Source organism: Rhabdaerophilum sp. SD176, from assembly GCF_030143245.1.
Lineage (GTDB): Bacteria > Pseudomonadota > Alphaproteobacteria > Rhizobiales > Beijerinckiaceae > Rhabdaerophilum.
Genome location: NZ_JARJNS010000005.1, coordinates 288,642 through 313,117 on the forward strand (window position 1 = coordinate 288,642; position 24,476 = coordinate 313,117).

General features: G+C 66.2%; 19 protein-coding genes. 6 read left to right on the top strand and 13 right to left on the bottom strand.

Features of this window, described 5'->3' with window-relative positions; all coding sequences use genetic code 11:
• The first annotated feature begins 14 nt into the window (after positions 1-14).
• Together accD and P0652_RS13655 are read left to right on the top strand one after the other, a co-directional pair.
• Positions 15-890: an acetyl-CoA carboxylase, carboxyltransferase subunit beta gene (gene accD, locus P0652_RS13650; RefSeq protein WP_284179379.1), complete on the top strand. Its 876-nt coding sequence runs from the start codon at positions 15-17 to the stop codon at positions 888-890.
• Positions 891-902: 12 nt separating this feature from the next.
• Complete coding sequence (locus P0652_RS13655) at positions 903-2,216, top strand: bifunctional folylpolyglutamate synthase/dihydrofolate synthase (RefSeq protein ID WP_284179380.1); 1,314 nt, start codon at positions 903-905, stop codon at positions 2,214-2,216.
• Positions 2,217-2,286: 70 nt separating this feature from the next.
• Here P0652_RS13655 and trxA read toward each other — a convergent pair whose 3' ends face one another.
• The 8 genes from trxA to P0652_RS13695 all read right to left on the bottom strand — a co-directional run bounded on the left by trxA (position 2,287) and on the right by P0652_RS13695 (position 16,368).
• Positions 2,287-2,613, bottom strand: a complete 327-nt coding sequence (trxA, locus tag P0652_RS13660) for a thioredoxin (protein WP_284179381.1) — start codon at positions 2,611-2,613, stop codon at positions 2,287-2,289.
• 60 nt (positions 2,614-2,673) lie between these two features.
• Complete coding sequence (gene addA / locus P0652_RS13665; RefSeq protein ID WP_284179382.1) at positions 2,674-6,234, bottom strand: double-strand break repair helicase AddA; 3,561 nt, start codon at positions 6,232-6,234, stop codon at positions 2,674-2,676.
• Positions 6,218-9,391 carry a double-strand break repair protein AddB gene (gene addB, locus P0652_RS13670; RefSeq protein WP_284179383.1) on the bottom strand — a complete coding sequence of 1,058 codons (3,174 nt, stop codon included), beginning with the start codon at positions 9,389-9,391 and terminating at the stop codon, positions 6,218-6,220. Before addB ends, addA begins: the two co-directional genes overlap by 17 nt.
• Positions 9,330-9,995, bottom strand: a complete 666-nt coding sequence (locus P0652_RS13675) for a nucleotidyltransferase family protein (protein ID WP_284179384.1) — start codon at positions 9,993-9,995, stop codon at positions 9,330-9,332. Before P0652_RS13675 ends, addB begins: the two co-directional genes overlap by 62 nt.
• Complete coding sequence (tsaE, locus tag P0652_RS13680; protein WP_284179385.1) at positions 9,955-11,610, bottom strand: tRNA (adenosine(37)-N6)-threonylcarbamoyltransferase complex ATPase subunit type 1 TsaE; 1,656 nt, start codon at positions 11,608-11,610, stop codon at positions 9,955-9,957. Before tsaE ends, P0652_RS13675 begins: the two co-directional genes overlap by 41 nt.
• Positions 11,610-14,105, bottom strand: coding sequence for a sensor histidine kinase (locus P0652_RS13685; RefSeq protein WP_284179386.1), 2,496 nt, complete (start codon positions 14,103-14,105; stop codon positions 11,610-11,612). Before P0652_RS13685 ends, tsaE begins: the two co-directional genes overlap by 1 nt.
• Before the next feature lie 213 nt (positions 14,106-14,318).
• Complete coding sequence (ahcY, locus tag P0652_RS13690; protein WP_502947527.1) at positions 14,319-15,710, bottom strand: adenosylhomocysteinase; 1,392 nt, start codon at positions 15,708-15,710, stop codon at positions 14,319-14,321.
• Positions 15,711-15,885: 175 nt separating this feature from the next.
• The gene (locus P0652_RS13695) at positions 15,886-16,368 is read right to left on the bottom strand and encodes an ester cyclase (RefSeq protein WP_284179387.1); all 483 of its coding nucleotides are present in this window, start codon (positions 16,366-16,368) and stop codon (positions 15,886-15,888) included.
• Between the two features lie 114 nt (positions 16,369-16,482).
• Between P0652_RS13695 and P0652_RS13700 the strand changes: the two genes are divergently transcribed.
• Positions 16,483-16,839 carry a winged helix-turn-helix transcriptional regulator gene (locus P0652_RS13700; RefSeq protein ID WP_284179388.1) on the top strand — a complete coding sequence of 119 codons (357 nt, stop codon included), beginning with the start codon at positions 16,483-16,485 and terminating at the stop codon, positions 16,837-16,839.
• Here the strand turns inward: P0652_RS13700 and P0652_RS13705 are convergent, their stop codons facing one another.
• The 5 genes from P0652_RS13705 to P0652_RS13725 form a co-directional block, all read right to left on the bottom strand.
• The gene (locus tag P0652_RS13705) at positions 16,840-17,151 is read right to left on the bottom strand and encodes an HPr family phosphocarrier protein (protein ID WP_284179389.1); all 312 of its coding nucleotides are present in this window, start codon (positions 17,149-17,151) and stop codon (positions 16,840-16,842) included.
• 6 nt (positions 17,152-17,157) lie between these two features.
• Positions 17,158-17,559: a PTS sugar transporter subunit IIA gene (locus tag P0652_RS13710; protein ID WP_284179554.1), complete on the bottom strand. Its 402-nt coding sequence runs from the start codon at positions 17,557-17,559 to the stop codon at positions 17,158-17,160.
• A 113-nt stretch (positions 17,560-17,672) separates the two neighbouring features.
• The gene (locus tag P0652_RS13715) at positions 17,673-18,116 is read right to left on the bottom strand and encodes an HPr kinase/phosphorylase (RefSeq protein ID WP_284179390.1); all 444 of its coding nucleotides are present in this window, start codon (positions 18,114-18,116) and stop codon (positions 17,673-17,675) included.
• Complete coding sequence (locus tag P0652_RS13720) at positions 18,113-19,900, bottom strand: sensor histidine kinase (RefSeq protein WP_284179391.1); 1,788 nt, start codon at positions 19,898-19,900, stop codon at positions 18,113-18,115. The genes P0652_RS13715 and P0652_RS13720 overlap by 4 nt, the downstream gene beginning before the upstream one ends.
• 38 nt (positions 19,901-19,938) lie before the next feature.
• Positions 19,939-20,637 carry a response regulator transcription factor gene (locus P0652_RS13725; RefSeq protein ID WP_284179392.1) on the bottom strand — a complete coding sequence of 233 codons (699 nt, stop codon included), beginning with the start codon at positions 20,635-20,637 and terminating at the stop codon, positions 19,939-19,941.
• A 203-nt stretch (positions 20,638-20,840) separates the two neighbouring features.
• Here P0652_RS13725 and P0652_RS13730 point away from each other — a divergent pair, with 203 nt between their 5' ends.
• From P0652_RS13730 to P0652_RS13740, 3 genes are all read left to right on the top strand, one after another.
• Positions 20,841-21,641, top strand: a complete 801-nt coding sequence (locus tag P0652_RS13730) for a HugZ family pyridoxamine 5'-phosphate oxidase (RefSeq protein ID WP_284179393.1) — start codon at positions 20,841-20,843, stop codon at positions 21,639-21,641.
• Between the two features lie 237 nt (positions 21,642-21,878).
• On the top strand, positions 21,879-23,489 hold the full coding sequence (locus P0652_RS13735) for a phosphoenolpyruvate carboxykinase (protein ID WP_284179394.1): 1,611 nt from the start codon (positions 21,879-21,881) through the stop codon (positions 23,487-23,489).
• Between the two features lie 188 nt (positions 23,490-23,677).
• Positions 23,678-24,466 (top strand): GGDEF domain-containing protein, encoded by a 789-nt coding sequence (locus P0652_RS13740; RefSeq protein WP_284179395.1) that lies wholly within the window; start codon positions 23,678-23,680, stop codon positions 24,464-24,466.
• Positions 24,467-24,476 lie beyond the last annotated feature (10 nt).

A 24,476-nucleotide genomic window follows, 5' to 3' on the forward strand; every position in this document is an offset into this window, starting at 1 on the left:
GGATTGAAAGCAGAATGTCCACCGAAAGCACGATGAACTGGATCACCAATCTCGTCCGGCCGAAGATCCGGTCGCTGCTCAAGCGCGAGACGCCCGAGAACCTCTGGATCAAATGCCCGGATACCGGGCAGATGGTGTTCCAGAAGGAAGTCGAGGACAATCTCTGGGTCATCCCCGGCTCCGAACATCACCTGCGCATGGGGGCGAAGGCCCGGCTGGCGCATATGTTCGATGGCGGCCAGTACGAGACGATCAAGGTGCCGGATGTCCCGGTCGATCCGCTGAAATTCAAGGACGAGAAGCGCTACACTGACCGCCTCAAGGATGCCCGCGCCAAGACCGGGCTGAATGATTCCGTCCTGATCGGCTTCGGCACGCTCGATGCGCTGCCGGTGACGATGGCCGTGCAGGATTTTGCCTTCATGGGCGGTTCGCTGGGCATGGCGGCAGGTGAGTCCATCATCGTCGCGGCCAATACGGCCTTCGAACGAAGGTCACCGCTCGTGCTCTTCATCGCCTCCGGCGGCGCGCGCATGCAGGAAGGCATCCTCTCGCTGATGCAATTGCCGCGCACCACGGTGGCGATCCAGCGCCTGCGCCGGGCCGGCCTGCCCTATATCGCGGTGCTGACCAACCCGACCACCGGCGGCGTCACCGCCTCCTATGCCATGCTGGGCGACATCCATATCGCCGAGCCGGGCGCGATGATCGGCTTTGCCGGTCCGCGCGTCATCGAGCAGACCATCCGCGAGAAGCTGCCCGAGGGTTTCCAGCGGGCGGAATACCTGCGTGATCACGGCATGGTCGACATGGTCCTCCACCGCAAGGAAATCCGGCCCACTGTGTCCCGGCTCTGCCGGCTCCTGAGCAAGCGCGAAGCGGCGGCCTGACGGGGTCGCGCCATGCAGCATGCAGATGCCTTCCTGGCGCGGTTTGAATCGCTTCATCCGAAGAAGATCGATCTAACGCTCGGGCGCACCGAACGTCTGCTGGCGAAGCTCGGCAATCCCGAACGCAAGCTGCCGCCGCTGATCCATGTCGCCGGCACGAACGGCAAGGGTTCGACCATCGCCTTCATGCGCGCGATGCTCGAGGCGGCCGGCGCCCGCGTCCATGTCTTCACCTCGCCGCATCTCGTGCGCTTCCATGAGCGGATCCGCCTCGGCCAGCCTGGCGGCGGCCGGCTGATCACCGACGAGCAGCTTGCCGAGGCCTGCGCCCGGATCGAGGCGATCAATGCCGGCGATCCGATCACCTTCTTCGAGATCACGACCGCCATGGCGTTCGATCTGTTCCACCGCCACCCCGCCGATGTGGTGCTGATGGAGGTGGGCCTCGGCGGCAGGTTTGATTCAACAAATGTCGTCCATGGCCCTGCGGCGAGCGTGATCACGCCGATCTCGATGGATCATCGCGAGCATCTCGGCGACACGATCGGCAAGATCGCTTTCGAGAAGGCCGGTATCATTAAGGCCGGTTCGCCCGTGATTGTCGCCGATCAGGACCCGGAGGCTATGGCGGTCTGTCTCGAACAGGCCGCGCGCCGCGGCTCCGAGGCGATGATCGGCGGGCAGGATTTCCACGCCCATGAGGAACGTGGCCGGATGGTCTACCAGGCCGAGGACCGGCTGCTGGATCTGCCGCTGCCCCGCCTGCTTGGCCGGCACCAGATCGGCAATGCCGCCACGGCCATTGCCGCGCTTTCACGGGCCGTGCCGCAATGGACAACGCCCGCCGCGATCGAGCAGGGGCTGCTCCAGGTCGAATGGCCGGCCCGTTTCCAGCGCCTGCAGGGCCATCTCTCCCGCCTCGCGCCGGCAGGCGCCGAACTCTGGCTCGATGGCGGGCATAACGAGGATGGCGCACGGGTTCTGGCGGAGACGCTTGTGAGCCTCGAGGAGCGCCAGCCGCGCCCGGTTGTCCTGCTGATGGGCACAATGGCACGCAAGGATGCCCGCGCCATCCTCAAGCCTTTTGTCGGTCTCGCGCAGGAATTGCTCGCTGTGCCGGTCGTGCATTCGCTCGCCCGTCCGCCCGAGGAACTGGCGGCGATCGCGCGCGAGACCGGGCTTCCCGCGGTCTCGACTGCCTCGGTGCGCGACGGGCTGCGTTACCTTGCCGCCCGCGCCTGGCCGGTGGCGCCGCGCATCCTGATCATCGGTTCGCTCTATCTTGCAGGCGAGGTCCTGCAGGCCGACGGGTCACTTCCGGCCTGAACCTGCTGGCAAAAGGAAACCCGGCGCGAAGCCGGGTTTCAGAGACACGGGCGACGCGGGAATTAACCGGTCAGGCCGAGGTCTGGATCCATTTCGAGAGATCGGATTTCGAGCCGGCGCCGACCTTGGTCGCGGCCAGCTTGCCATCCTTGAAGATCATCAGCGTCGGGATCGACCGGATGCCGTACTGGGCGGCGATTTCCTGGTTCTCGTCCACATTGACCTTGGCGATCTTGACCTTGCCGGCCATCTCGGTGGCAATTTCCTCAAGCGCCGGAGCGATCATCCGGCACGGGCCGCACCAGGGCGCCCAGAAATCGACAACGACCGGCTCTGCCGATTGCAGCACGTCCGCCGCAAAGCTTTTGTCGGTCACGGTGTGGGTATTCGCGCCCATGGGAATTTCCTTTCGGCAGGCGATGCATTCAGGGAAAGGTAGGCATTGCCCGGGGCTGAATCAAGGCAGGTTGTCATCCCGTTGCGTCGGGGGCGGGATCTCCGCAAGCGCCTTCCGCAAAAGGGCGGGATCGAGCGGTTCGAGCGTCATGGTCCGCATCCAGAGGATTGCGCCCGTCACCGCCTTTTGCGGATAGAGCTGTTCCAGCAGGTTGGCATAGACGGCCATCTGCCGGAGAATGCCTGCACCAATCCGCTCGCCGCGCCAGCCGCTCTTGATGTCGAGGAAGGCGACCTGCCCCTCTGTCACTCTCAGCCGGTCGAGCCGCGCCTCGACCGGATAGGTTTCACCATCGGCAAGCCGGACGAGTCCGGCAATTGCCGCTTCCGCCCGTGAGCCGGGGGCGAACCAGAAAGCCATGTCCGGTTGCGCCAGCATGGCGAGGACCGGGTTGAGAAGCGGTTCCACAGCCGCTGCGTCCAGCTGCGGCATTGCCCGCTCGACCCAGCGTCGGCCGGCATCTGCCCGCTGCGGCTCCGGCATCGTTGCCAGCATCTCGAAAAGACGATGGAGCAGGATGCCGCGCTCCCGCGGCGAAAGCGGGCCGGCCTCGCGTTCCGGCCCGGCTTGTTCGGGCCCGGCCAGCCCGGACGGAACCAGCCGTCCCGGCGGTGGTTCCTCGGCAGGTGGCGCGACGAGCAGCCAACCGGGCAACGTTGCCGGGGCGGCGATACCGGGGCCCCGTGAAGCCGGGCGCACCATTTCCCCTCCGGAGGGCAGGTGCGCAGGCGGGATCCGCATCACGCTGCGGCCCAGCCCGTCCAGGCCCATCGCCTTGGCGTCCGGATCGGGCGTGACAACCACGCGTGGATGCCGGGTGAACCCCTCCCGCGCCATCTGGTACCATGTCGCACGGTCGGCATCGTCCATCGGGTGTTCCTGCCCGGCCTTGATTTCCCGGGCAGGCGGGGGCCTTCTGTTGAACCCGCCGAGGATGAGCCGGTCGGAAGCCCGCGTCATCGCCACATAGAACAGCCGCCGGGCCTCTTCTCTCTGCTTCCGGTCGATCTCCTTCGTCACGATATCGAAACCGGGCTGTTTCTCGAGATCGGAGCCCAGCCAGCCGAGCAGCGGCCCGGTGGCGTCCCGCAGGAGGATCGGCTCGCTCTTCCGCGCGGTTTTCGGAGGCCGCATCGTGTCACACAGAAAGACGACCCGCCCTTCAAGGCCCTTCGAGCCATGGACCGTCATCACGCGGATCAGATCGCTACGCGAATCCATGTCGCGCTTGATCTGGGTGCTGCGTTTCCGCTGGTCGAGCAGGAACAGCATCAGCGAGGCAGTCTCGCGGCTCTCGAAGGCCTGTGCCTCCTGCAGCAGCGCATCGACCGGCTCGTGCATGTCCGAACCCAGCCGCGCTTCAAGCGCCTGGCGCCCCGTTCGCCCCGATCCGTCCGGTACCGCCCCGCCGAGCAACCCGGCAAGGAAGGCATAAGGCCCGATCCGCCGCGCCTGCCGCGCAAGGCGCCCGAGCATGCCGGCTACCTCGCCGAGCGCTGGATGGGCCTGAACGGCATCCCAGAGCAGGCCGGGCCGGCCCCGGGCGACGGCTTCCAGCACCGGCTCGTCGACCCCGAAAAGCGGGCTGCGCAGCGCCGTCGCCAGCGCAAGGTCATGGCCCGGGCTCAGAACCGCCTCGGCCACGACCAGCAGGTCCTGCACCGCAATATGGTCCTGCAATGTCAACCGGTCGGCCCCGGCGACCGGAAGTCCGCGCCGTTTCAGGGCGCGCAGCATCGCTTCGAAGAAGGGGCCGCGCTCGCGAACGAGGATCAGCACATCGCCCGGCTCGATGGGCTTGCCGTCACGCTGGTGGCACTGGCCGCTGTCGATCCAGCCGCGGATCGTCCCCGCGACCTTCTCCGCCAGCATTTGCTCCGGCGGCTGCCGGGGCCCCGCCGGCGCAAGATCGGGGATGGGCGGCCGGATAATCGGCCAGATCTCGGCCTCGCCGGGGAAGTCCGGCCAGGCGGCCTGATGCGCCACCGCCTCGCCCGAAAGCGCGACGCCGGATCGGAATTCCGGATGGGCGAAGATCCGGTCAACCAGCTCGAGCAGGTCCGGGCTGGTCCGGAACGAGTAATTCAGCGGGACGGGGCTGCGGATCGGGTCCTTCGCGCGGGCGAGATCTCCGAAATGCTGCCGCGCCGCTTCGAACTCGGCCGGGTTGGCCCCCTGGAACGAGAAGATCGACTGTTTCTCGTCCCCGACGACAAACAGGCTCCGCGGCCGCGTGACACCCCCCTCGCCGGCGAAGAATTCCTCGGTCAGCGCCTTGAGGATCTCCCACATGTCCGGGGTCGTATCCTGCGCCTCGTCGACAAGGATATGGTCGATCGAGGCATCGAGCTTCATCATGATCCAGCCGGCATGGCCGGACCGGACCAGCCGCCGGAGCGAGCCGATCAGATCGTTGAAGTCGAGCGCATTCCGCGCCTGCTTGAGAGCTTCGTAGCGGCCATGCACGCTTTCGGCGAAGGTCATCAGCGCGAGCGAGCGCTCGATGGCCGGGAAGGCATCGTTCAACTGGCGTGCGGTCCGGAACGTTCCGATCAGCGCCTCGAGGCCTGCTGCCAGCGCCGGGGCCTTCCGGCGCTGCGCATCGCTCAGCGTCTGCTTGCTGAGGAGGTCTTTATCTGTCCTGATCGTGTCCAGCAGGGTTTCGAAACGGCGTTCGGGCTCCGGCGCCCCTCCGGCGAGGATCTCGTCGATGGCAGCGATGATGCTGTCCCGGCCCTTGGTCTGGTTGAGACCCCGCGCCATGGCTTGCCAATCCGCCAGAACCTGGTCCGAAGGCAGAGTATCCCAGGCACGTTGTACGGCCTCGTCGGGCCCTTCGCCCGGCAGCAGCCCCAGCACCCGGCGCAGGCTGGCCTCCCGGCCTTCCGGGGGCGGCAGGGTCTCGCCCCGGATCGCGAGGCCGGCGAGCAGTCCCGTTGCTGCCGTGAGCGTCTTTTCGAAGGCGCCGAGCCCGGAACTGTCCAGCAGGACCTGGAACGCCTGGCCAAGCGGGCTGCCGCTGTCGCGGATCGACCGCGCGAGAATGGCTTGCCGGGCTTCTTCCAGCAGGCCTTGCGCGCTGGCCTCGTCCAGGATCTCGAAATTCAGCGGAACGCCTGATTCGAGCGGGAACAGCCGCAGGATGCGCTCGGCAAAGGCATGGATGGTCTGGATCTTTAGCCCGCCCGGCGTTTCGATCGCCCGGGCAAAGAGCGTCCGCGCCTGTTCGAGCTGTGGCGGCGTGAAGCCGGCCGGGCCGGGTTCCGGCCTGAGCATCGCGCCGATCGCCTCGTCCAGCGCCGCATCATCGAGGCCGACCCAGCGCGCCAGCTCCTCGAAGATGCGGTTCTGCATCTCGGCGGCGGCGGCCTTCGTGTAGGTCAGGCAGAGGATCCGGTCGGGCGCGGCGCCCGAAAGCAGCAGCCGGATCACGCGGTTCCGCAGAATGCTGGTCTTGCCCGAGCCGGCATTCGCGGCCACCCAGGCATGCAAGGCCGGATCGGTGGCGCGCAGCCGTTGCTGCTTTTCGGCGAGCGGCAGGAGATCAGGCGTTCTCGCCATCGCCATCTCCTTCATCGTCCGCCTCGGCGCCGCCCAGCGCATCCCATTCGCGGACCCGGGCGAGATGGTCGAAATCGCCAGGTCCCTGCCGACGCACCGGGTTGACCCGGGACGCATAACCTTTCTCGCCCGATGCCAGTGCGCTGAGTTCGTCGACCACGAATTGCCAGATCGCCTCGCTCTCTCCGGTCTCCTCACCGGAAAGGATCGGCTCGGCCTGGCCTTTCGCACGGTCACCCAGGGCGAAATAGGCCAGCTCGGACACAGTCCGGGCGGGCGGCAGTTTCGGGAAGGCGCCGCGCAGGGCAAGAGCCCCGGTCATCGGCAATTGCGGGGCGAGTCCCTTCGCAAGGTCGGCTTTACGCGGCATCGACCCGCCGGTCTTGTAGTCGAAGATCGCGATGTCGCCCGCCGGCGAGTATTCGAGGCGATCCGCCTTGCCGACCAACAGCACGCTGTCGCCCGTGGGCAGGACCAGCGGAAACCGGGCCCGCTGCTCCGGCAGCACCGTGTAGCCCTTGTCCCGCCGCTCCCGGTCAAAGGCAACAAAGGCCGGGATGAGCCGTTCAAACGGACGCCACCAGAAGGCGTGCCGGGCCGGATCCGAGCGGATCCCGCCGAAAATCTCCTCGCCGATCGCCCGGAGGCGGGCCTGCGCCGCGTCCGGCTCCTGCGGCGGCTCCTCGGCGGCATAGAGTTCGAGGCATCGATGCACCAACGTGCCACGGTCCCGCGCATCGATCGGCGGGTCGACCGGATTGAGTGCCTTCAGCCCGAGGATCAGGCGCGCATAGAGAACGAACGGATCGCGCCGCAATGGCTCGATATCGGTGATTGCCAGCCGGGCGGGCACACGCGGCGCAGCGGGGATCGGGGCAGGCCGGCTCGCCGGCTGTGGCATGACACCGGTTTCATCAAGCCGCCCGGACAGGTCAAGAACGGCATCTCCCCGCGCCTTCAGGCCCTTCCAGGCCTCCGCACCGCACAAAGCCTCGAGCCGGCGCCAGAAACGCGAAGGCTGGGCCGGCCCCTCGCCGCCATGGCGTGCGCGGGACAGGACGAGATCGATATGTCCGGCGAGCATCTGGAAATCATGTGCGCTCTGGCCGATCCGCCGCTCCGGTGGCGTCAGGCCGAGGTGCAGCCGCATCGTCCGGGTGAGGAACGGGTCCTCCCGCGCTGCCGGCGGGAACTGGCCTTCGTTCAGCCCGCCGAGGATCAGCCGGTCGGTCGAGACCAGGCGGGCTTCCAGCGGGCCGAGGATCGCTGCCCGGCGATGGCCCCCCGTGGCCGGCAGGACCGCCTCGGCCAGCGTCGACCGGAGAATCTCGCGCAGTTCGGCGCCCGAGCCGGCCTGCTCGGCCGCTGCCTCGAGCAGGGAATCCAGCACCCCTGTCAGCTGGACGCCGCTGGGATGGTTCCGCCAGAGCGGTGCGCCCTCCATAGGGCGGGTCAGGGCGTCCAGCGCTTCCACGAACCGCTCCAGCAAGGCGGGCAAGGATCCCCGCTCCTCCTGCCGCAGCGGGGCCAGGATGCCCTCCAGCTGCCCGGCAAGGGCCATCAGTTCCGCCCGCTCGGGCAGGCTGGCAGCGTGCCCGGCCACCTCCGCCTGCTCGAAGGCCTGCTCGACCTGCCTTTGCAGGGTCGTTCGTTCCCCCGCCCGGCGCTGGCGGAAGACCGCCAGTTCCAGCGCTGTGACCGTCCGGGTCAGTTCAGGCTCGGGCAAGCCGAGCCGGAGATCGGGATGGCGTAACAGCGCCAGCAGATGGGCGCCGCTCGGCTCTTCCACAGCGCGAAGCAGCAGGATGGCCAGCTGGCCGGCCTGCAGGTCGCGCAGCCGCAGCCCGGCGGAATCCTCGATCGCCAGCCCCCAGCGCTTCAGTTCCGACTGGACACGCAAGGCCAGAGCCCGGTCGGCAGTGACCAGCGCCACGTTGCGGCCAGGCGTCTCGAGTGTCTCGCGGATCAGGACGGCAATGGCCAGCGCTTCCCGCCGGGGATCAGGCGCTTCCAGCACGATCATCCCCTCGGTGGCGGCTGCAAGATCGCGCGTGTCGCGCTTCTCGCGCCAGAGATGGACGGTCTCCGCCGGGCCGAGTGCTTCGGAAATCAGCCGGTTCCTCGCCCGGAGGGCCGGCGAAGGCCGGTCGAGGGATGTCACGGCCTCACGGGGGAGGCCGATTGTCGCCAGCGTGGCCTTGAGATGCGACTGGGCATGCGCGAAACGGGTCGCCAGCGAGGCCTGCTCATGCCCGATCAGGTTCCAGTTCTCCGGCACAAGATCGAGGTCCAGTCCCGGCAGGATCACCGCGCCCGCGTCGTGCCGCGCGATGGCGCGCATGAGGCGGGCGGTCGCCGGCACCGAACCGGTCGATCCGGCAAGCAGGAACGCCCCGGGCGCTCCCTCTTGGATCCGCCGCGCCTCGGCATCCAGTGCCGCCCTGCGGAGGCCCTTGGAATCCGCGAAGCCCTGCTCGCCAAGCAGGCCCGGCCAGGCTTCGGCGGCGATCTGCAGGAAGCGCCGCGTCTGCTCCCAGTAGACATCATGTCGAGAGGCGTCGTAGCCCGGCGGAGCGGCCCGGGCGAGCAGGTCGAGCGGCAGATCGGCGATGATGGTCTCGTCGATCAGGCTGCCCAAGGCATCGGCGAGCGCCAGCCGCTCGCGCATGGCATGCGGCCCTTGCGCCGCATGAATCTCGCGGTCACCCAGCCGCGTCAACGCCTGATGCCAGGCCGAGACCAGCGGCAGGAGAAGGAATCGCCGGCGCAACGTATCCAGCGGCCGGAGGGGCCCGGCTTCATCAGGATCCGCGATACTGTCGAGGGTCTCCTCCAGCGGGTCCCACGGCTCGCCCAGCGCGCGGATCTGCGGCAGAAGGACAGGCCTCGGTGCCGTCGCGGCCAGAAGCCGGTCACGAAGCGCAGCCCGCACGCGCTGGGTCGGCACGAAGATCGTCAGATCGGCCAGGGCATCCGGCTGGGATCCATAGTGCACCGGCAGGAGCCGCCCGCCCAGCAGGGCGTCGACGAGACAGGTCACGAAATCCGTGCCCGGGCCGATCGTGAGGACCTGCGGGACCGCGCGCACCATCCCGCTACCGGTCGTAGAGGTCGAGCGCGTGCTCGGCTTCGGCCAGCGCTTGCGGCGTCCCGACATGCATGAAGACGCCGTCGAGCCGGAGCCCGAGCAATCGGCCATTTTCTGCGGCTTCGTCGAAAATGCGGTTCAGGGAAAAGATCTCCGGCTTGCCCGCGAAGCTTTCCGGCTTGAGGATCCCGACACCGGTATAGGCGAAGGGCGCCACGTCGTGCCGGTCCGGGCGCCGCAGGCGGCCGGCCCCGTCCATCAGGAAATCACCACGGCTGCCCCAGCCGATCGTGGTCACAACAGGGGCGACCAGAAGCAGGACGTCCATCGTGGCGGGGTCGAACGTCTCCTGCATCCGCACGAGGTTCCGGCGTGGTCCGTCGAGCCAGATCGTATCGGCATTGAGCGTGAAGAACGGCGCATCGCCGAAGAAGGGCAGCACCTTACGGATTCCGCCACCGGAATCGAGGAGGCGGTCGCGTTCGTCGGAGATCGTCACGGCCGGAAGGCGACGGCTGGCCACGTGCCGGATGATCTGGTCGGGCAGGTAATGCACATTGATCACCGCCTCGGTGATCCCCGATTCCGCGAGCTGATCGAGATTATGGTCGAGCAGCGTCTTCCGGCCGGCTTCAATCAGCGGCTTGGGACGGGCTTCCGTCAGCGGCCGCATCCGCGTTCCCAGCCCCGCGGCCAGAACCATCGCCTTGCTGATCCGCTGCACCCTTCTGGCCTCCGTGCTCAACGCCCAGTTCCCTTGGTTCGGCGAATCCCGGCAGGTGAGTCGCGTACCACGTCTTCAGCTTTGCCAAGGCCGGATGGGCAAGGCAACGCCTGAGATAGGCCTCGATCCGCGGGATATGCTTGAGATAGGCCGGCTTTCCGTCGCGCCGGTCGAGGCGCACGAAGATGCCGAGAATCTTCGAAGCCCGCTGCGCACCCAGGATGGCATAGGCCTGGGCGAAGGCCTGCATGTCGAAATCCGGATCCCGCGCCCGCCGCATCCGGGCATAGCGGGCGAGAAGCTGCAATTCCAGCTCCTCGGGCACGGTGACGCGCGCGTCCTGCAGCAGCGAGACGACGTCATAGGCCGGATGCCCGATCACGCAATCCTGGAAGTCGATCAGCCCCATCCGTTTCAGGCCGTCGCGTTGCGGCATCCAGATGAGGTTGGGCGAATGATAATCGCGCAGGGTCCAGGTCTTCTCGCCGGAGGTCACCGGTTCGAGGACGGACACCCATTGGTCGACATAGGCGAGGCGCATCGCGGCGTTCGGCGTCCGCATCGTGCGATAGGCGAAGAACCAGTCCAGAAGCAGCTCGGTCTCGATCGTCAGCGCCTCGAGATCATAGCGGTGCAGCTTGTGCGTGAGGATGCCCTCGACGGGCAATTCCTGCGGCAAGGTTCGCGCATGCAGTTCCGCCAGCACATCGACCGCCAGCTGGTAGCGCTCCGGGATCGGCCCGTCCGGCCCGATCACGCCCTCGGGGCCAAGATCCTCGATCAGCAGCAACCCCGCCTCGAGATCGCTGGCGAAGATTTCCGGCGCCGAAAAGCCCTGGTCGCGCAGGCCGCGTGCCATGGCGACGAAGGCATGGACGCTCTCGGCCAGATGCACCAGCGTCGAGTAGCTCTTGCCCAGCCGGATCGCCGGCCCGTCCGGGCGGCGCGGCGCGATCATCAGGATGGCCTTCCGCCCGCTGGCAGGATCGGAGATCCGCTCATAGGCGCGGACCGAGGCATCCCCGAGCATGTAGTCTCGCGCCGGATCGACAAAGCCGGCTTTGGCGAACAGGGCTTCGATGGCCCGCCACCGGTCCAGCCGGCCCGCAAACCGGCCCTGTGCAGTCAGGGTCACATGCCGGCCCCGCCCGTCGGGCGGAATGGCAAAGGCAATGTCGAGCCTGTCCGCCGCCAGGACCTCGCCAGCCTTCTCGGCCCATTCGCACAGCACGACGGCGTTCTCCGCCGCATCTTCCCAGCCCAGCTCGACCAGTTCCGAGATGTCCGCGACACGGTAGAGATCGGCATGGACGATCCGGAAACCGTCGCCGTCATAGGTCTGGATCAGGGTGTAGGTCGGGCTCGGCACCTCAAGCGCGGGCTGGCGCGTCAGCGCGCGGATCAGCGCCCGGGCGAAGGTGGTCTTCCCGGCGCCGAGATCGCCGCTGAGTGTCACCAGATCGCCGGGGCGGAATTCCGCCGCGAGTTTCTGTGCCAGCCGCAAGGTGGCGGCCTCGTCGGGCAGGAAATGGTGCCATTGCCAGGCCGGGCCGGGGCTCTTCATCACGCCTCGGGGAGGAACACGACGGTCTGGTGTCCGCCGGAGGGATTGTCATGGATGTCGATGCGCCCGCCATGCAGCAGCACCAAGGCCTTGGCCAGCGAGAAGCGCAGCCCTTGTTCACGCTCGATCCCCGGCAGAATCGACGATTTGCCGGGCACCGCGCTGACGCCCGGATGGTTGCCGCTGTCGGTGACCTCGAGAATGATTCCGCCCTCGGCCTTGCGCACCGCCAGCCGCACGGTCTCGCCCGGCTGGGCGAACGCGACGGCATTGGCAAGGAGGTTGAACACGATATGCCGGAACCGTTTCGGATCGGCCATGACAGGCGGCAGCCCGGCCTGGAGGTTGAGCGACAGCCGAATTTTGGCATCGCCCAGCCGGTCCTTCAGCCCTTCCGTCGCCTCGGCGATGGCGGTACCGAGATCGACCGGTGCCTTGACGATCTCCACCCCGCCGGATTCCACGCCCGCAAGGTCGAGAATGTCCGAGGTCAGGGCGAGAACCGCATCGGCCGCGCGCGAAAGGTCCTGCGCATAGGCCAGCTGCTTTGGTGTCAGTTCACCCGCAACCCCGCCCGCAAGCGCCTGGGCCAGCCCGACCACGCTGGTCAGCGGCGAGCGCAGCTCGAACGAGACCGACTTGATGAAATCGGTCCGCAGGCGCGCGGCCTGGCGAAGGGCCTCGTTATGCTCGCGGAGGCGGTTTTCGGCCTGCACTGTGTCGGTCACGTCGGTCACGGTGACGAGCGTCGCGCGGTCCGGCAGCGGCGCGATCGCAACGGTCAGCGTCCGGCCATCGAGGGTGGCGAGGTTGAACTGCTCGTCATCGCGCGCCTCCATCAGGCTGCACACGATCTCGGAGATACGCCGCCAGCCGCCGGGCGGCAGCTTCCTGACGGAAGCGCCGATGCTCTCGACATGCGGGCGGCCCTGCAGGGCCTCGGGCTCCAGCCCCCAGATCTGGGCAAAGGCCGGGTTTGACAGTTGCAGGCAGCCGTCGGAGCCGAACACGCCGACACCTTCGGAAAGCGCCATCAGCGTTTCCCATTGGGTGTTCTTGAGCTCCTCGTAGGAGGTGGCGAGCGTGAATCGCTCGGTCTCGTCCTCGAACAGATAGGTCAGTCCGCCCTGCGGGTTGGGAGAGATAACCACGCGGAGCGAACGGCCATTCGGCAGCCGCCAGCCATGTTCGGTTGTCTCGGCGGAGGCATATTGCGCGAGGAGCGAGGCCTTCCATTCACGGAAGTCGCTGGCTTCGGGCAGGCGACCCCGGGCGCGGAGCTGGTCGAGCACGGCGCCGTTGGTCGGCTGCCCCTGCAGGAAATTCCGGTCCAGCGCGAAGAGATCGACGAAGGCCCGGTTGAAATAGGTCAGCACCTGCTGCTGGTTGAAGATCGCCACGGCGGTCGGCAGCTCGTCCAGCGTCCGGACATGCGCCTCCATCTGCCGTTCGAGGGCGAGCCTCGTGGCCTCGAGTTCACTGATATCGAGCGCGAAACCACCACCGCCCTCCGGCCCGCTCACCTCGACGACATCGACTTTCCGCCGCTGCCCGGACAGGATCGCCGTAACTGAGCCATGGTAGCGCCCCTGCCGGACCTGCGTCTGGCGGATGGCGGCGCGGTCGTCGCTGTCGAGGATTTCCGTCTGCCGCGAGAGCACGGCATCCGCGCCCGGGAGATCAACGGCTTGCGCATAGGCCGAATTCACCCAGCCCAGCTTCCCGGCCCGGTCCCGCAGCCAGACCGGCTGCGGAATGGCCTCCAGCACTGTCCGGAGTTGCCCCTGTGCGGCCTCCAGTGCCGATTTCTCGTCCATCATCCGGGCGAGGGCCAGCCGCTCCCCGGTCGCGACCTTGAGCGCCATCACGGCCCGGCCGGCAATCGGACGCCCTTCGATCTCGAGGAAATCGCCGCGGATTGACCGGGCATTCATGCTGAAGGACGTCCCCTCCGAGCGCAGTTGCAGGAGGTGAGTGTCCAGTTGCCGCGCCTCGGCCTCGGGCAGCCATTCGGAAAAGGCCAGCACCCGGTGGGGATTGGTGGTTTCGACCACGATGCCGGGATCACCCTCGAATTCCGGCTCGCCTTTCGGGCCGTTCCAGGCCACGAGCAGCCTCTTGTCTGTGGTGAGAAACAGGGCGGAGCGCTCCATCCGCGCCTGTGCATCGCGGATCGTGCGGTTCTGCTCCTCGAAATGCTCGTTCCAGAGCCGCCGGGCCCGCACATGGAGCATCGAGATCGCCGTCGCATAGACCGTCACGACCAGCAGCGCGATGCCGAACGGAAGCGCGCTGTGCATCAGCCCGTAGGCCTGCTGGCCCATGCCGGGCAGGCGGAGCTGGAAGGCCTCGGCATTGTCCTGCGCGAAAGCCTGGACGGGCAGGAGGGCGCCGAGAAAGGTCGAGGCTCTCAACCCGGCGGCCAGCCGCAGCCAACGCCGCGCCCGGGCAGGGCCGCGCCTCACTGTCTTCTCGCCCGATGCCTCGAACCCCATCCCCTGGCCTCCGCGCGCTCCCCGCCGAGGAAGCACGATCGCCGTTGCCACCACGCACCGCGAATCACTTCTGAATCGCCATCGCGCGCACTTTAACCAGCCCGAGACTCCGTCAGGAAGTGGTTAGCAAACAATTGATGCGCCCGGTTTCCCGGGCGCATCTTGGGTGTTCGGAACGAAACGCGAATGCGGCACGGGCGCCGCAACCTGCGCTCAGTAGCGGTAGGTTTCCGGCTTGAACGGGCCGGCTTCCGGCACGCCGATATAGCTGGCCTGCTTGTCCGACAGCTTGGTCAGCTTGGCGCCGACCTTGTCGAGATGCAGCGCCGCAACCTTCTCGTCGAGATGCTTCGGCAGCGTGTAGACCTTGTTCTCGTACTTCTTGTGATGGTTCCAGAGTTCGATCTGGGCCAGCGTCTGGTTCGAGAACGAGCAGGACATCACGAAGCTCGGATGGCCGGTGGCGTTGCCGAGATTCACGAGGCGACCTTCCGAGAGCAGGATGATGCGCTTGCCATCGGGGAACTCGATCTCGTCCACCTGCGGCTTCACATTGTCCCACTTGAAGTTCTTCAGCGCGGAAACCTGGATTTCCGAGTCGAAATGGCCGATGTTGCAGACGATGGCGCGATGCTTCATCGACCGCATATGGTCGACGGTGATGACATCGACATTGCCGGTCGCGGTCACGAAGATGTCGGCGCGGGGCGCGGCATCTTCCATCGTGGTCACTTCATAGCCTTCCATGGCGGCCTGCAAGGCGCAGATCGGATCGATTTCCGACACCAGCACGCGGCAGCCGGCCTGGCGCAGCGAGGCGGCCGAACCCTTGCCCACGTCGCCATAGCCGGCGACCATCGCCACCTTGCCGGCCATCATCACGTCCGTGCCGCGGCGCAGCGCGTCGACAAGGCTCTCCCGGCAACCATAGAGGTTGTCGAATTTCGACTTGGTCACCGAGTCATTGACGTTGATCGCCGGGAAGGGCAGGCGGCCGGCCTTGGCCAGCTCATAGAGGCGATGCACGCCCGTGGTGGTCTCTTCCGAGACGCCCTTGATCGCATCGCGGACGCGCGTGAACCAGCCTGGATTTTCCTTCAGGATCCGCTTGATCAGCGCGAAGAAGATCGTTTCTTCCTCATTGCCCGGCTTGTCGAGGAAGGCGGTCTTGCCCGCTTCCGCCTCGGCGCCGAGGATGATCAGCATGGTCAGGTCGCCGCCATCGTCGAGGATCATGTTCGGCGTGCCGCCATCACCCCACTGGGCGGTGAGGTAGACATAGTCCCAGTATTCCTCGAGCGTCTCGCCCTTGATCGCGAAGACCGGCGTGCCGCCGGCAGCGATGGCCGCCGCGGCATGGTCCTGCGTCGAATAGATGTTGCAGGACGACCAGCGCACATCGGCGCCGAGATGCTTCAGCGTCTCGATCAGCACGGCCGTCTGGATCGTCATGTGGAGGCAGCCGGCAACGCGGGCGCCTTTCAGCGGCTGCTGACCCCGGTATTCATCCCGGACAGCCATGAGGCCCGGCATTTCGGTCTCGGCCATGTCGATTTCCTTGCGACCCCAGGCGGCAAGGCCGATATCCTTCACGATGTAATCCATGGAACCCTCGATGATGGTCGCGCTGTCCCTGCAGCGCGGACAATGTCTTGCCCGGAAGCGAACCGCTCGGCAGGCATGACGGCGCTATAGCAGAAGCCGCAACGAGCCGCAATAAAGATATAAAGATTTCTTTATGTCGAATGGCGTGGCCGGAATACCGGCCACGCGGTAACCATCAGGGAGCCGAGAGCTGGCGGAGGGCGGTCGACCAATCCTCGACATGATAGGACTTCACAATCTGTCCGTTGCTGACCTCATGGATATCGATCGACATGATGGTGAAGGACTTGCCTTTGCCATCCACGCCAAAGAAGGGCCCTTTCGGCGTCCCGCTGGCGCGGCCGCGCACGACGAAGCGATTGCCCGCCTCGATGATCTCCTCAATCTTCCATTCCAGATCCGGGATCAGTTGCGTGAAACCGGTGAGCTGCTTGCCGAGCTCTTCGCGCGATTTGGTCTTGCCGGAATAATCGCCGATGCTCTGGAAGCCTGGCGCAAGCAGCCGGGTTGCTTCTGCCGGCTTGTCCTTGGCGCCCTGGGCGGAGAGCAACCGTGTGTAGAAGGCTTCGACGATGGCCCGGTCATTTGCAGAGACGGGCTGTGACAGCATGAGGCCGGCAACGAGGGTAGAAAGTGCAGCAATACGGCGTGAAATCATCTTGGGTTCTCCTTGTGGCAGGGCCTTGCCGACCCTGGCAACAGGAGATAGGCATGGTCACTCTCTTTAAGGAAGTAGGCACTTTTTTGTAACTTATGCCCGGGAACATGCACCATGGATGGTATGGGAAAGATCGAAGACTGCCCGGTCCGCGGGGTGATCGACGGCATCGGTGACAAATGGAGTGTGCTGCTCTTGCTGCATCTCTCCCATGGCAACCAGCGATTTTCCGGGCTGAAGCGTCTCGTGCCCGATGTCTCGCAGCGTATGCTGACGGCAACACTGCGCAAACTCGAGCGGGATGGGCTGGTCTGGCGGGATGTCCTGCCGACGGTGCCGGCGACCGTAACCTATGGGTTGACCGAACTGGGGTGTTCCCTGATCGCGCATCTGCAGCGCTTGGCAGAATGGGCGAAAACCAACCGGCCCGCCATCGAGCGCGCACGGGAAGATTTCAATCGGCGTCCCTGATCACTCGTCTTCGCCGAAGCGGTTGGCAAGCAAGGCCTGAAGCGCATCCAGCGCCTCGCAGGCCTGGCTTCCGCGCGCCGCGACAGACACTGTGGTGCCCTGCGCGGCAGCCAGTGTCAGCAGGCCCATGATCGACGTACCGCCGACCGTCTCGCCGCAGCGGGTCACCTGCACTTCGGCATCGAAAGCCTCGCAGCATTGCACGAATTTGGCGGAGGCGCGGGCATGCAGGCCCTTGCGGTTGATGATCGGGAATTCCCGCACCAGCGCGCCTTCAAGAACCGGGGGCGGAGGGCAGGGCTGTTCCATCATCGCGTCTCACCGGCCGGCCAGAATGTGGCTGGCCACATTGATATATTTCCGCCCGGCATCCTGCGCCTGAACCACGGCCTCGGCCAGCGGGCTGCTCTCTCGGACCTTCGCCAGCTTCACCAGCATCGGCAGGTTGATCCCCGCGATGACCTCGACATGCGTGCCGTTCATGGCCGAGATGGCAAGGTTGGAGGGCGTGCCGCCGAACATGTCCGTCAGGACGACAACGCCGTCGCCGCTGTCGACATCATGGATGGCCGCCACAATCTCGCCACGGCGGGCATCCATGTCGTCCTCGGGTCCGATGCAGACCACGGCAAGCTGCTGCTGGCGGCCGACAACATGCTCCATGGCGGATCGGAATTCTGTCGCGAGCTGCCCGTGGCTGACGAGTACCAGGCCAATCATGAAGAGATACGGTCCTCTTTCCGCCCGGAAGGGCAGGTCGCGCATTTTGTCCAGCCGCGCGCCTTTGGCAAGCGAAACCAGCATTTTGCCTTGAGTTTTTCGCAAATGCGAGATTAGGGCTCCAGCCAGGCAAAAACAAGATCCGCCTTGGCTGCAAGATCGCGGTCATCGGGCAGGATCAACTGCCTCTGGGCAAGCCCGAGGATCTCGGTGGAGCCCGCGCTATCGGCTGGCAGGCGATCGGGGCTCGCCTCCAGCGTCACGACGGCAGAGATGACAACATCCTCGACGGCCTCCCGCGTGAGAATGCCGGTGCCGCGTGCCTCGATCTGCCCGTGCACGGCCGGATGGCCACGACCGACCAGCCGCCCGCCGGCGACCTCGACCAGCACCCGGTCATCACCGACAAGGCGCGCATGCCATCCTGCAGCACCCGCGCGGGCCAGCAGGGCGAGGGCGAGCGCCGATTTTCCTGCACCGGACCGTCCCCGGATCAGCACGCCGCTCTCGCCGAGGACCACGAGAGTAGCATGCAGGGCCTCCCGCAAGGGGGTCATCCGCTCGCCCCTGCCAGCGGGAGCGACACGACAAAGCGTGCGCCGGCCCTCTGCCCGTCCGCCGAGAGAATGTTCTCCGCCCGGATCGTGCCGCCATGCGCCTCGACGATCTGTTTGGAAATGGCCAGACCGAGGCCGGAATTCTGCCCGAAGCCATGATCCGGCCGGTCGGTGTAAAATCGCTCGAAGATCCGCTCCAGCGCGTGGTCGGGGATACCCGGCCCGTCATCTTCGATCCGGATCTCGACACGCGGCCCGGCCGAGGCCGCCGTGACCCGGACAGTCCCGCCTTCGGGCGAGAAGGATTGCGCATTGTCGATCAGGTTATTGAACACCTGCACGATCCGGCTGTCATGGCCGCGGATCAGCATCGGGCGGATTTTCGGGCCGGAAGCGGGCAGGATGACCTCGACGCGCGCCTCGCCGGGCTTCAGCACATCGTTCTTCATGCCGGCCACCGTGCCCAGCAGCGCGCCAAGATCGAACACATTCGCCTGCGCGCGCTGCAATTCGGCATCGAGCCGGGAGGCATCGGAAATATCGGTGATCAGCCGGTCCAGCCGCTTCACGTCATGCACGATCACGGCCAGCAGCCGGTCCCTGCTGTCCGGATTGCGGGCGAGCGGCAATGTCTCCACGGCACTGCGCAGCGAGGTCAGCGGGTTCTTCAACTCATGCGCGACATCGGCGGCGAAGCGCTCGATGGCCTCGATCCGGCTGTAGAGCGAGCCGGTCATGTCGCGCAGGGACACGGAAAGCTGGCCGATCTCGTCGGATCGATCCGAAAAATCGGGGATCTCCTCGCGGGCCCGGGTGCCGCGCCGCACGCGGTCGGCCGCTTCGGAAAGGCGCCGCACCGGTTCGGCGATCGTGCCTGCCAGCAGCACCGAGAGCACGAGCATCACCCCGGAGGCGATCAGGAAGACCAGTACGAAACCCCAGCGTTCCTCGGCGATGATCCGGTCGACGTCGCCTTCCTGCGTCGAGAGCAGCAACGCGCCCTTGATCCGGCTGCTCCGCTGGATCGGACTAGCGGCATAGACGATCGTCTGCCCGTCGGCCGCTACCCGGACGACATTGCCCGATGTGCCCTTGAGCGCCCGCTGGACCTCCGGCAGGCGCTGCGTCGTCGGTGAATCCTGCTGCGACAGGTCCACCCGCCCGAACCGCTGCTTCACCGCGTTCCAGCTTCGCGTGAACAGCGTCCAGTCCGATTCATCATGGGTCGGCGGCCGCGGATCGGAGAAGGCGCCGGGTGTGTAGAAGGCCTTCGTGTCGAGAAGCAGCAAGCCGTCCTGGTCGAAGATGCGGGCCCGCGTCCGTGTCGGCGTCACCAGTCGCTTGAGGATCGGCGCGACGCGGGCGGGATTGATGGAGAATTCGAACCAGTCGAGCGCCTGCTCCTCGCGTTGAGGTGTTTCGCTCAATTGCTGTTGCAGCAGCTTTTCCGGATCGAGCTGGATCGTGTTGTCGCTGGTGGAGGCCGCGCTCGCGATCGCCGCCGAGATGATCTCTGCCTGGAGCGAGAGCGATTGCGACCGGGCATCGATCACGCCTACCCGCGTCTGGTTCAGCCACAGGAACCCGAGAAACAGCGCCAGCAGACCGGCAATGTTGAGGAAGGCAATCCGCCGCGTCAGGCTTGAGGAGAGCCGCCGCACCAAACCCATGCGAAACCGCGCGGTGAACCGAAGCAAGCTCGAGCGGAGCCCGCGGCGCACTGGCGCCGCCGGTTCAGCCGGATCCGGCCCGGCAATCCGGCTGGCTGGGTTTCGGTCGAGCACGCAATCCTCCCGGGGACTTGTGGGCGCGCGATGCGCCCTCAGCCTTCCTTGAAGCGATAGCCCACACCATACAGGGTTTCGATCATTTCGAAATCATCGTCGACCTGCTTGAATTTCTTGCGCAGGCGCTTGATGTGGCTGTCGATCGTGCGGTCATCCACATAGACCTGGTCATCATAGGCGGCATCCATCAGCGCATTCCGGCTGCGGACCACGCCGGGCCTTTGCGCCAGCGATTGCAGGATGAGGAATTCGGTCACTGTCAGCACGACCTGCTCGCCCTTCCAGGTGCAGGTATGGCGTTCCGGATCCATCTTGAGGTTGCCACGCTCCAGAACCTTGGCATCCGCTTCCTTGCTGGCCGGCAGGTCCTTCGCGCCGGCCCGGCGCAGGATGGCCTTCACCCGCTCCACCAGAAGGCGTTGCGAGAACGGTTTCCGGATGAAATCATCGGCGCCCATCTTCAGCCCGAACAATTCGTCGATCTCCTCGTCTTTCGAAGTGAGGAAGATCACGGGCATGTCGGACTTCTGGCGCAGGCGGCGCAGCAATTCCATGCCGTCCATGCGCGGCATCTTGATGTCGAAGATCGCGAGATCCGGCGGATTCTGTCGCAGCCCGTCCAGAGCCGAGGCACCGTCCGTGTAGCTCTGGATGCGGAAGCCCTCGTTCTCGAGCGCGATCGAGACGGAGGTCAGAATGTTGCGGTCATCATCGACCAGCGCGATCGTGGGCATGGAAATTCCTTGTCATCGCGGGGTCAGGCGCCCCGTTTCCCGGCATCATGGGCCGCATCTCTAGAACAAAGACAGGCCGAATTGTGGCATCGAAGCCGGGACGATGCAAATTGGCCGCCCGCGATTGCGCCAGACGCTTGAATTCCGGTGCCGGGGAGGAGACATCTCGCGGAGCGCGGCGAAGGTCGGATCAGGAGGTCGTCATGTCGGAAACGCCAAAAACTCTCGAAGCCGCCGGGGCCGGCCGCGCCGCGGAGCCTGAACGCGATCCGCGCCAGCCCGCCGATTTCGAGCCCCTGGCGCTCGCGCGAGACCTGTTGCGGGCAGCGCGGACGGGCTCGCTCGGCACGGTCGAGGCAGCAAGCGGCTTTCCGATGGTGACGCTGGCCAGTGTGGCGACGGACTACGACGGCAGCCCGCTGATTCTCACCTCCCGCCTGTCGCACCACACGCAGAACCTGCTCGCCGATCCGCGGGGCTCGCTTCTGCTGTCCCGGCCCGGCAAGGGTGATCCGCTGGCGCATCCGCGGCTCAGCCTGCGGGTGGTCGCCGAACCGGCCGGGGAGCCGCGCGTGCGCAGCCGGTTCCTGGCCCGAAACCCCAAGGCGCGGGTCTATGTCGACTTTCCGGATTTTCTGTTCTTCCGGCTGGTTCCCCAGGCGATGCATCTGAATGGCGGCTTCGCCCGGGCCTATTCCGGCGATGCCGCCCCGATCCTCGCGTCGGCATCGGACTGGGCGGATTTCGAGGCACTGGAGCATTCGGCCGTCGCCCACATGAACGAGGATCATGCCGATGCCGTCCGGCTTTATGCTACCCGGCTCTGCGGCATGCCGGAGGGCCCCTGGCAGGCGGTCGGGCTCGACCCGGACGGGCTCGACATGATGGCGGGCGATCGGCTTGCCCGGCTGCCTTTCGACAGTCCCGTCACAGACGGCGCATCCTTGCGCAGGGTGCTCCGGGAACTGGCCGAAAAGGCGCGCGCGGCGGGGCAATCCGGCTGACTGTGCCAGCCAATTCTGGCCGACACTGGTATGGTAGCAATCCCCGTAAACCTTTTCCGGAAATCTTTGGAACATTTAGCCGAATAGCCCATTGCCTGAGGGCAGATTCCTGCTATTCGCCTCCGCCAATCGCTGTCGCGCGGGAGGGGAGACCCGAAGCGACAGCCGATGGCGGTGCCTTCGGGCCCGCCATCACCTTTGCCCCCTTTCGGGCTGCACCAGGGAAGGACCGCACCTATGGAAACCAGAGGCGTCTTCAACAAGGCCTTGGGACCGAACACGTTCGGCTTCGAGGCTCCGGCCCGGTTCCTTCTCAACCTCGAGGCGCCCGCGCTCTACGAGGAATCCATCCGCCGCAACGAGGCGATGATCACCGCTGGCGGGGCGCTGCTTGCGGAAACCGGCATCCATACCGGCCGTTCGCCGAAGGACAAGTTCGTTGTCCGCGATGCCGGTACCGAGAATGCGGTCTGGTGGGACAACAACAACGCGATGAGCCCGGCGCATTTCGCGACGTTGCTCGCCGATTTCCGCGCCCATGCGAAGGGCAAGGAGCTGTTCGCGCAGGATCTCTATGGCGGTGCCGATGGCGCCAACCGGGTCAAGGTGCGCGTCTTCACCGAATATGCCTGGCACTCGCTCTTCATCCGCAACCTGCTGATCCGGCCGGAACTGCACGAACTCGCCGCCTTCACGCCGGAAATGACGATCGTCGACCTGCCGTCCTTCAAGGCCGATCCCGCCCGCCATGGCTGCCGGACCGGCACCGTGATCGCGGTCGATTTCGCCTCGAAGACCGTGCTGATCGGCGGCACCTCCTATGCCGGCGAGATGAAGAAGAGCGTCTTCACCTATCTCAACTACGCCCTGCCGGAAGCCGGTGTGATGCCGATGCATTGCTCGGCCAATGTCGGCCCGGCGGGTGATTCCGCCGTCTTCTTCGGCCTTTCGGGCACCGGCAAGACCACGCTTTCGGCCGATCCGTCGCGCACGCTGATCGGCGATGACGAGCATGGCTGGTCGAAAAGCGGCATCTTCAATTTCGAGGGCGGCTGCTACGCCAAGACGATCCGCCTCTCGGCCGAGGCCGAGCCGGAAATCTACGCCACCACCCAGCGCTTCGGCACGGTGCTCGAAAATGTGGTGATCGACCCCGAAACCCGCATCCCGGATTTCGATGACGGGTCGAAAACCGAGAATACCCGCTGTGCCTATCCGCTGCATTTCATCCCGAACGCCTCGGAAACCGGCCGCGCCGGCCACCCGAAGAACATCGTGATGCTCACCTGCGATGCGTTCGGCGTGCTGCCGCCCATCGCCAAGCTCACGCCGGCGGAAGCCATGTATCACTTCCTCTCGGGCTACACCGCCAAGGTGGCCGGCACCGAAAAGGGCGTGACCGAGCCGGAAGCCGTGTTCTCGACCTGCTTCGGCGCCCCGTTCATGCCGCGCCACCCGGCGGTGTACGGCAATCTCCTGCGCGATCTCATCGCCAAGCACCATGTCGATTGCTGGCTGGTCAATACCGGCTGGACCGGCGGCAAGCACGGCGTCGGCCGCCGCATGCCGATCCGCGTGACGCGCCGGCTGCTCTCGGCCGCTCTGGACGGTTCGCTCGCCAAGGCTGATTTCCGCCGCGACCCGTATTTCGGCTTCGCCGTCCCGGCTTCGGTGCCGGGCGTCGAGCCGCACATTCTCTATCCGGTCAAGACCTGGCAGGACAAGGCAGCCTTCGCCGAGACCGCGAAGAAGCTCGTCGCGATGTTCCAGGAAAACTTCAAGCGCTTCGAGGCGCATGTCGACCAGGATGTGAAGAGCGCCGCCCCGAAGAACCAGATGGCGGCGTAACCACCGCTCGCCGTCTTTCCGGGCAGGCCGCAAGCGAAGGCACCGGGTTTCCGGTCGCACGTCCGGCGGCTTTTTGCTTTCCTAACCATCCCGTCGTTCGATCGACGCATCGAGCGGCGGAGATTGCCGAATTCAACGCTTCCTTAGGGTTGCGAGCCCGATTGTTACCCCGGCGGGGGGCTGATCGGATGCGCTTGACCAAGAGACTGATCCTGACCGATGCCGATATCCGGCGGGCGATCCTCGTCCTGACCTGCATCTCCGTGGTCATCTCGGTTCTGGTGAGCGCTCTGGTGGTGCTGGCCAATATCGGCTTTGACCTTTCCACCTCGCTGCCGGCAAGCAAGGTCTTGCGCGACACGCTGGTCGTCTCGACGCTCCTGCCGGCCATCATCTGTCCGCTGGTCGTCCATCGTGCGCTGATCACCGTGCGGGATCTCAACCTCGCCCGGGCCGAACTGGACCGGATGGCCCGCACCGATGCCCTGACCGGCCTGCTGAACCGGCGCGGCTTCGATGCGGCCGCGAAGGCCCTGCTGGCCGAGGCTCGGCTGTCCGTTCGTCCGGTCGGCGCGCTGATCTGTGACATCGATCATTTCAAGCGCATCAACGACACCCTTGGCCATGACGCGGGCGATGAGGCCATTCGCCAGGTGGCGGGCCATCTCGCCGCTGCGGCGGGCATGCAGGCCCATTCCGTGGTGGGCCGACAGGGCGGAGAGGAATTTGCCATTTTCGTCAGCGGGTTGACCCAGCGCGAGCTTGCCGCCTTCGCCGAGTCGATCCGGGCGGTGACCTCCGGCGCGCCGGTGCTGTTTGATGGCAGGACGATCCCGGTGACGATCAGTATCGGCCTGGCCATCGACACGCATGACAGCGCCAACCTGCCCGACCTGCTGCGCCTGGCGGACCAGGCGCTCTATCGCGCCAAGGAAGGCGGCCGCAACCGGGTCGAATCCGCCCTGATCGCGGCGTAGGAGCGTTTCG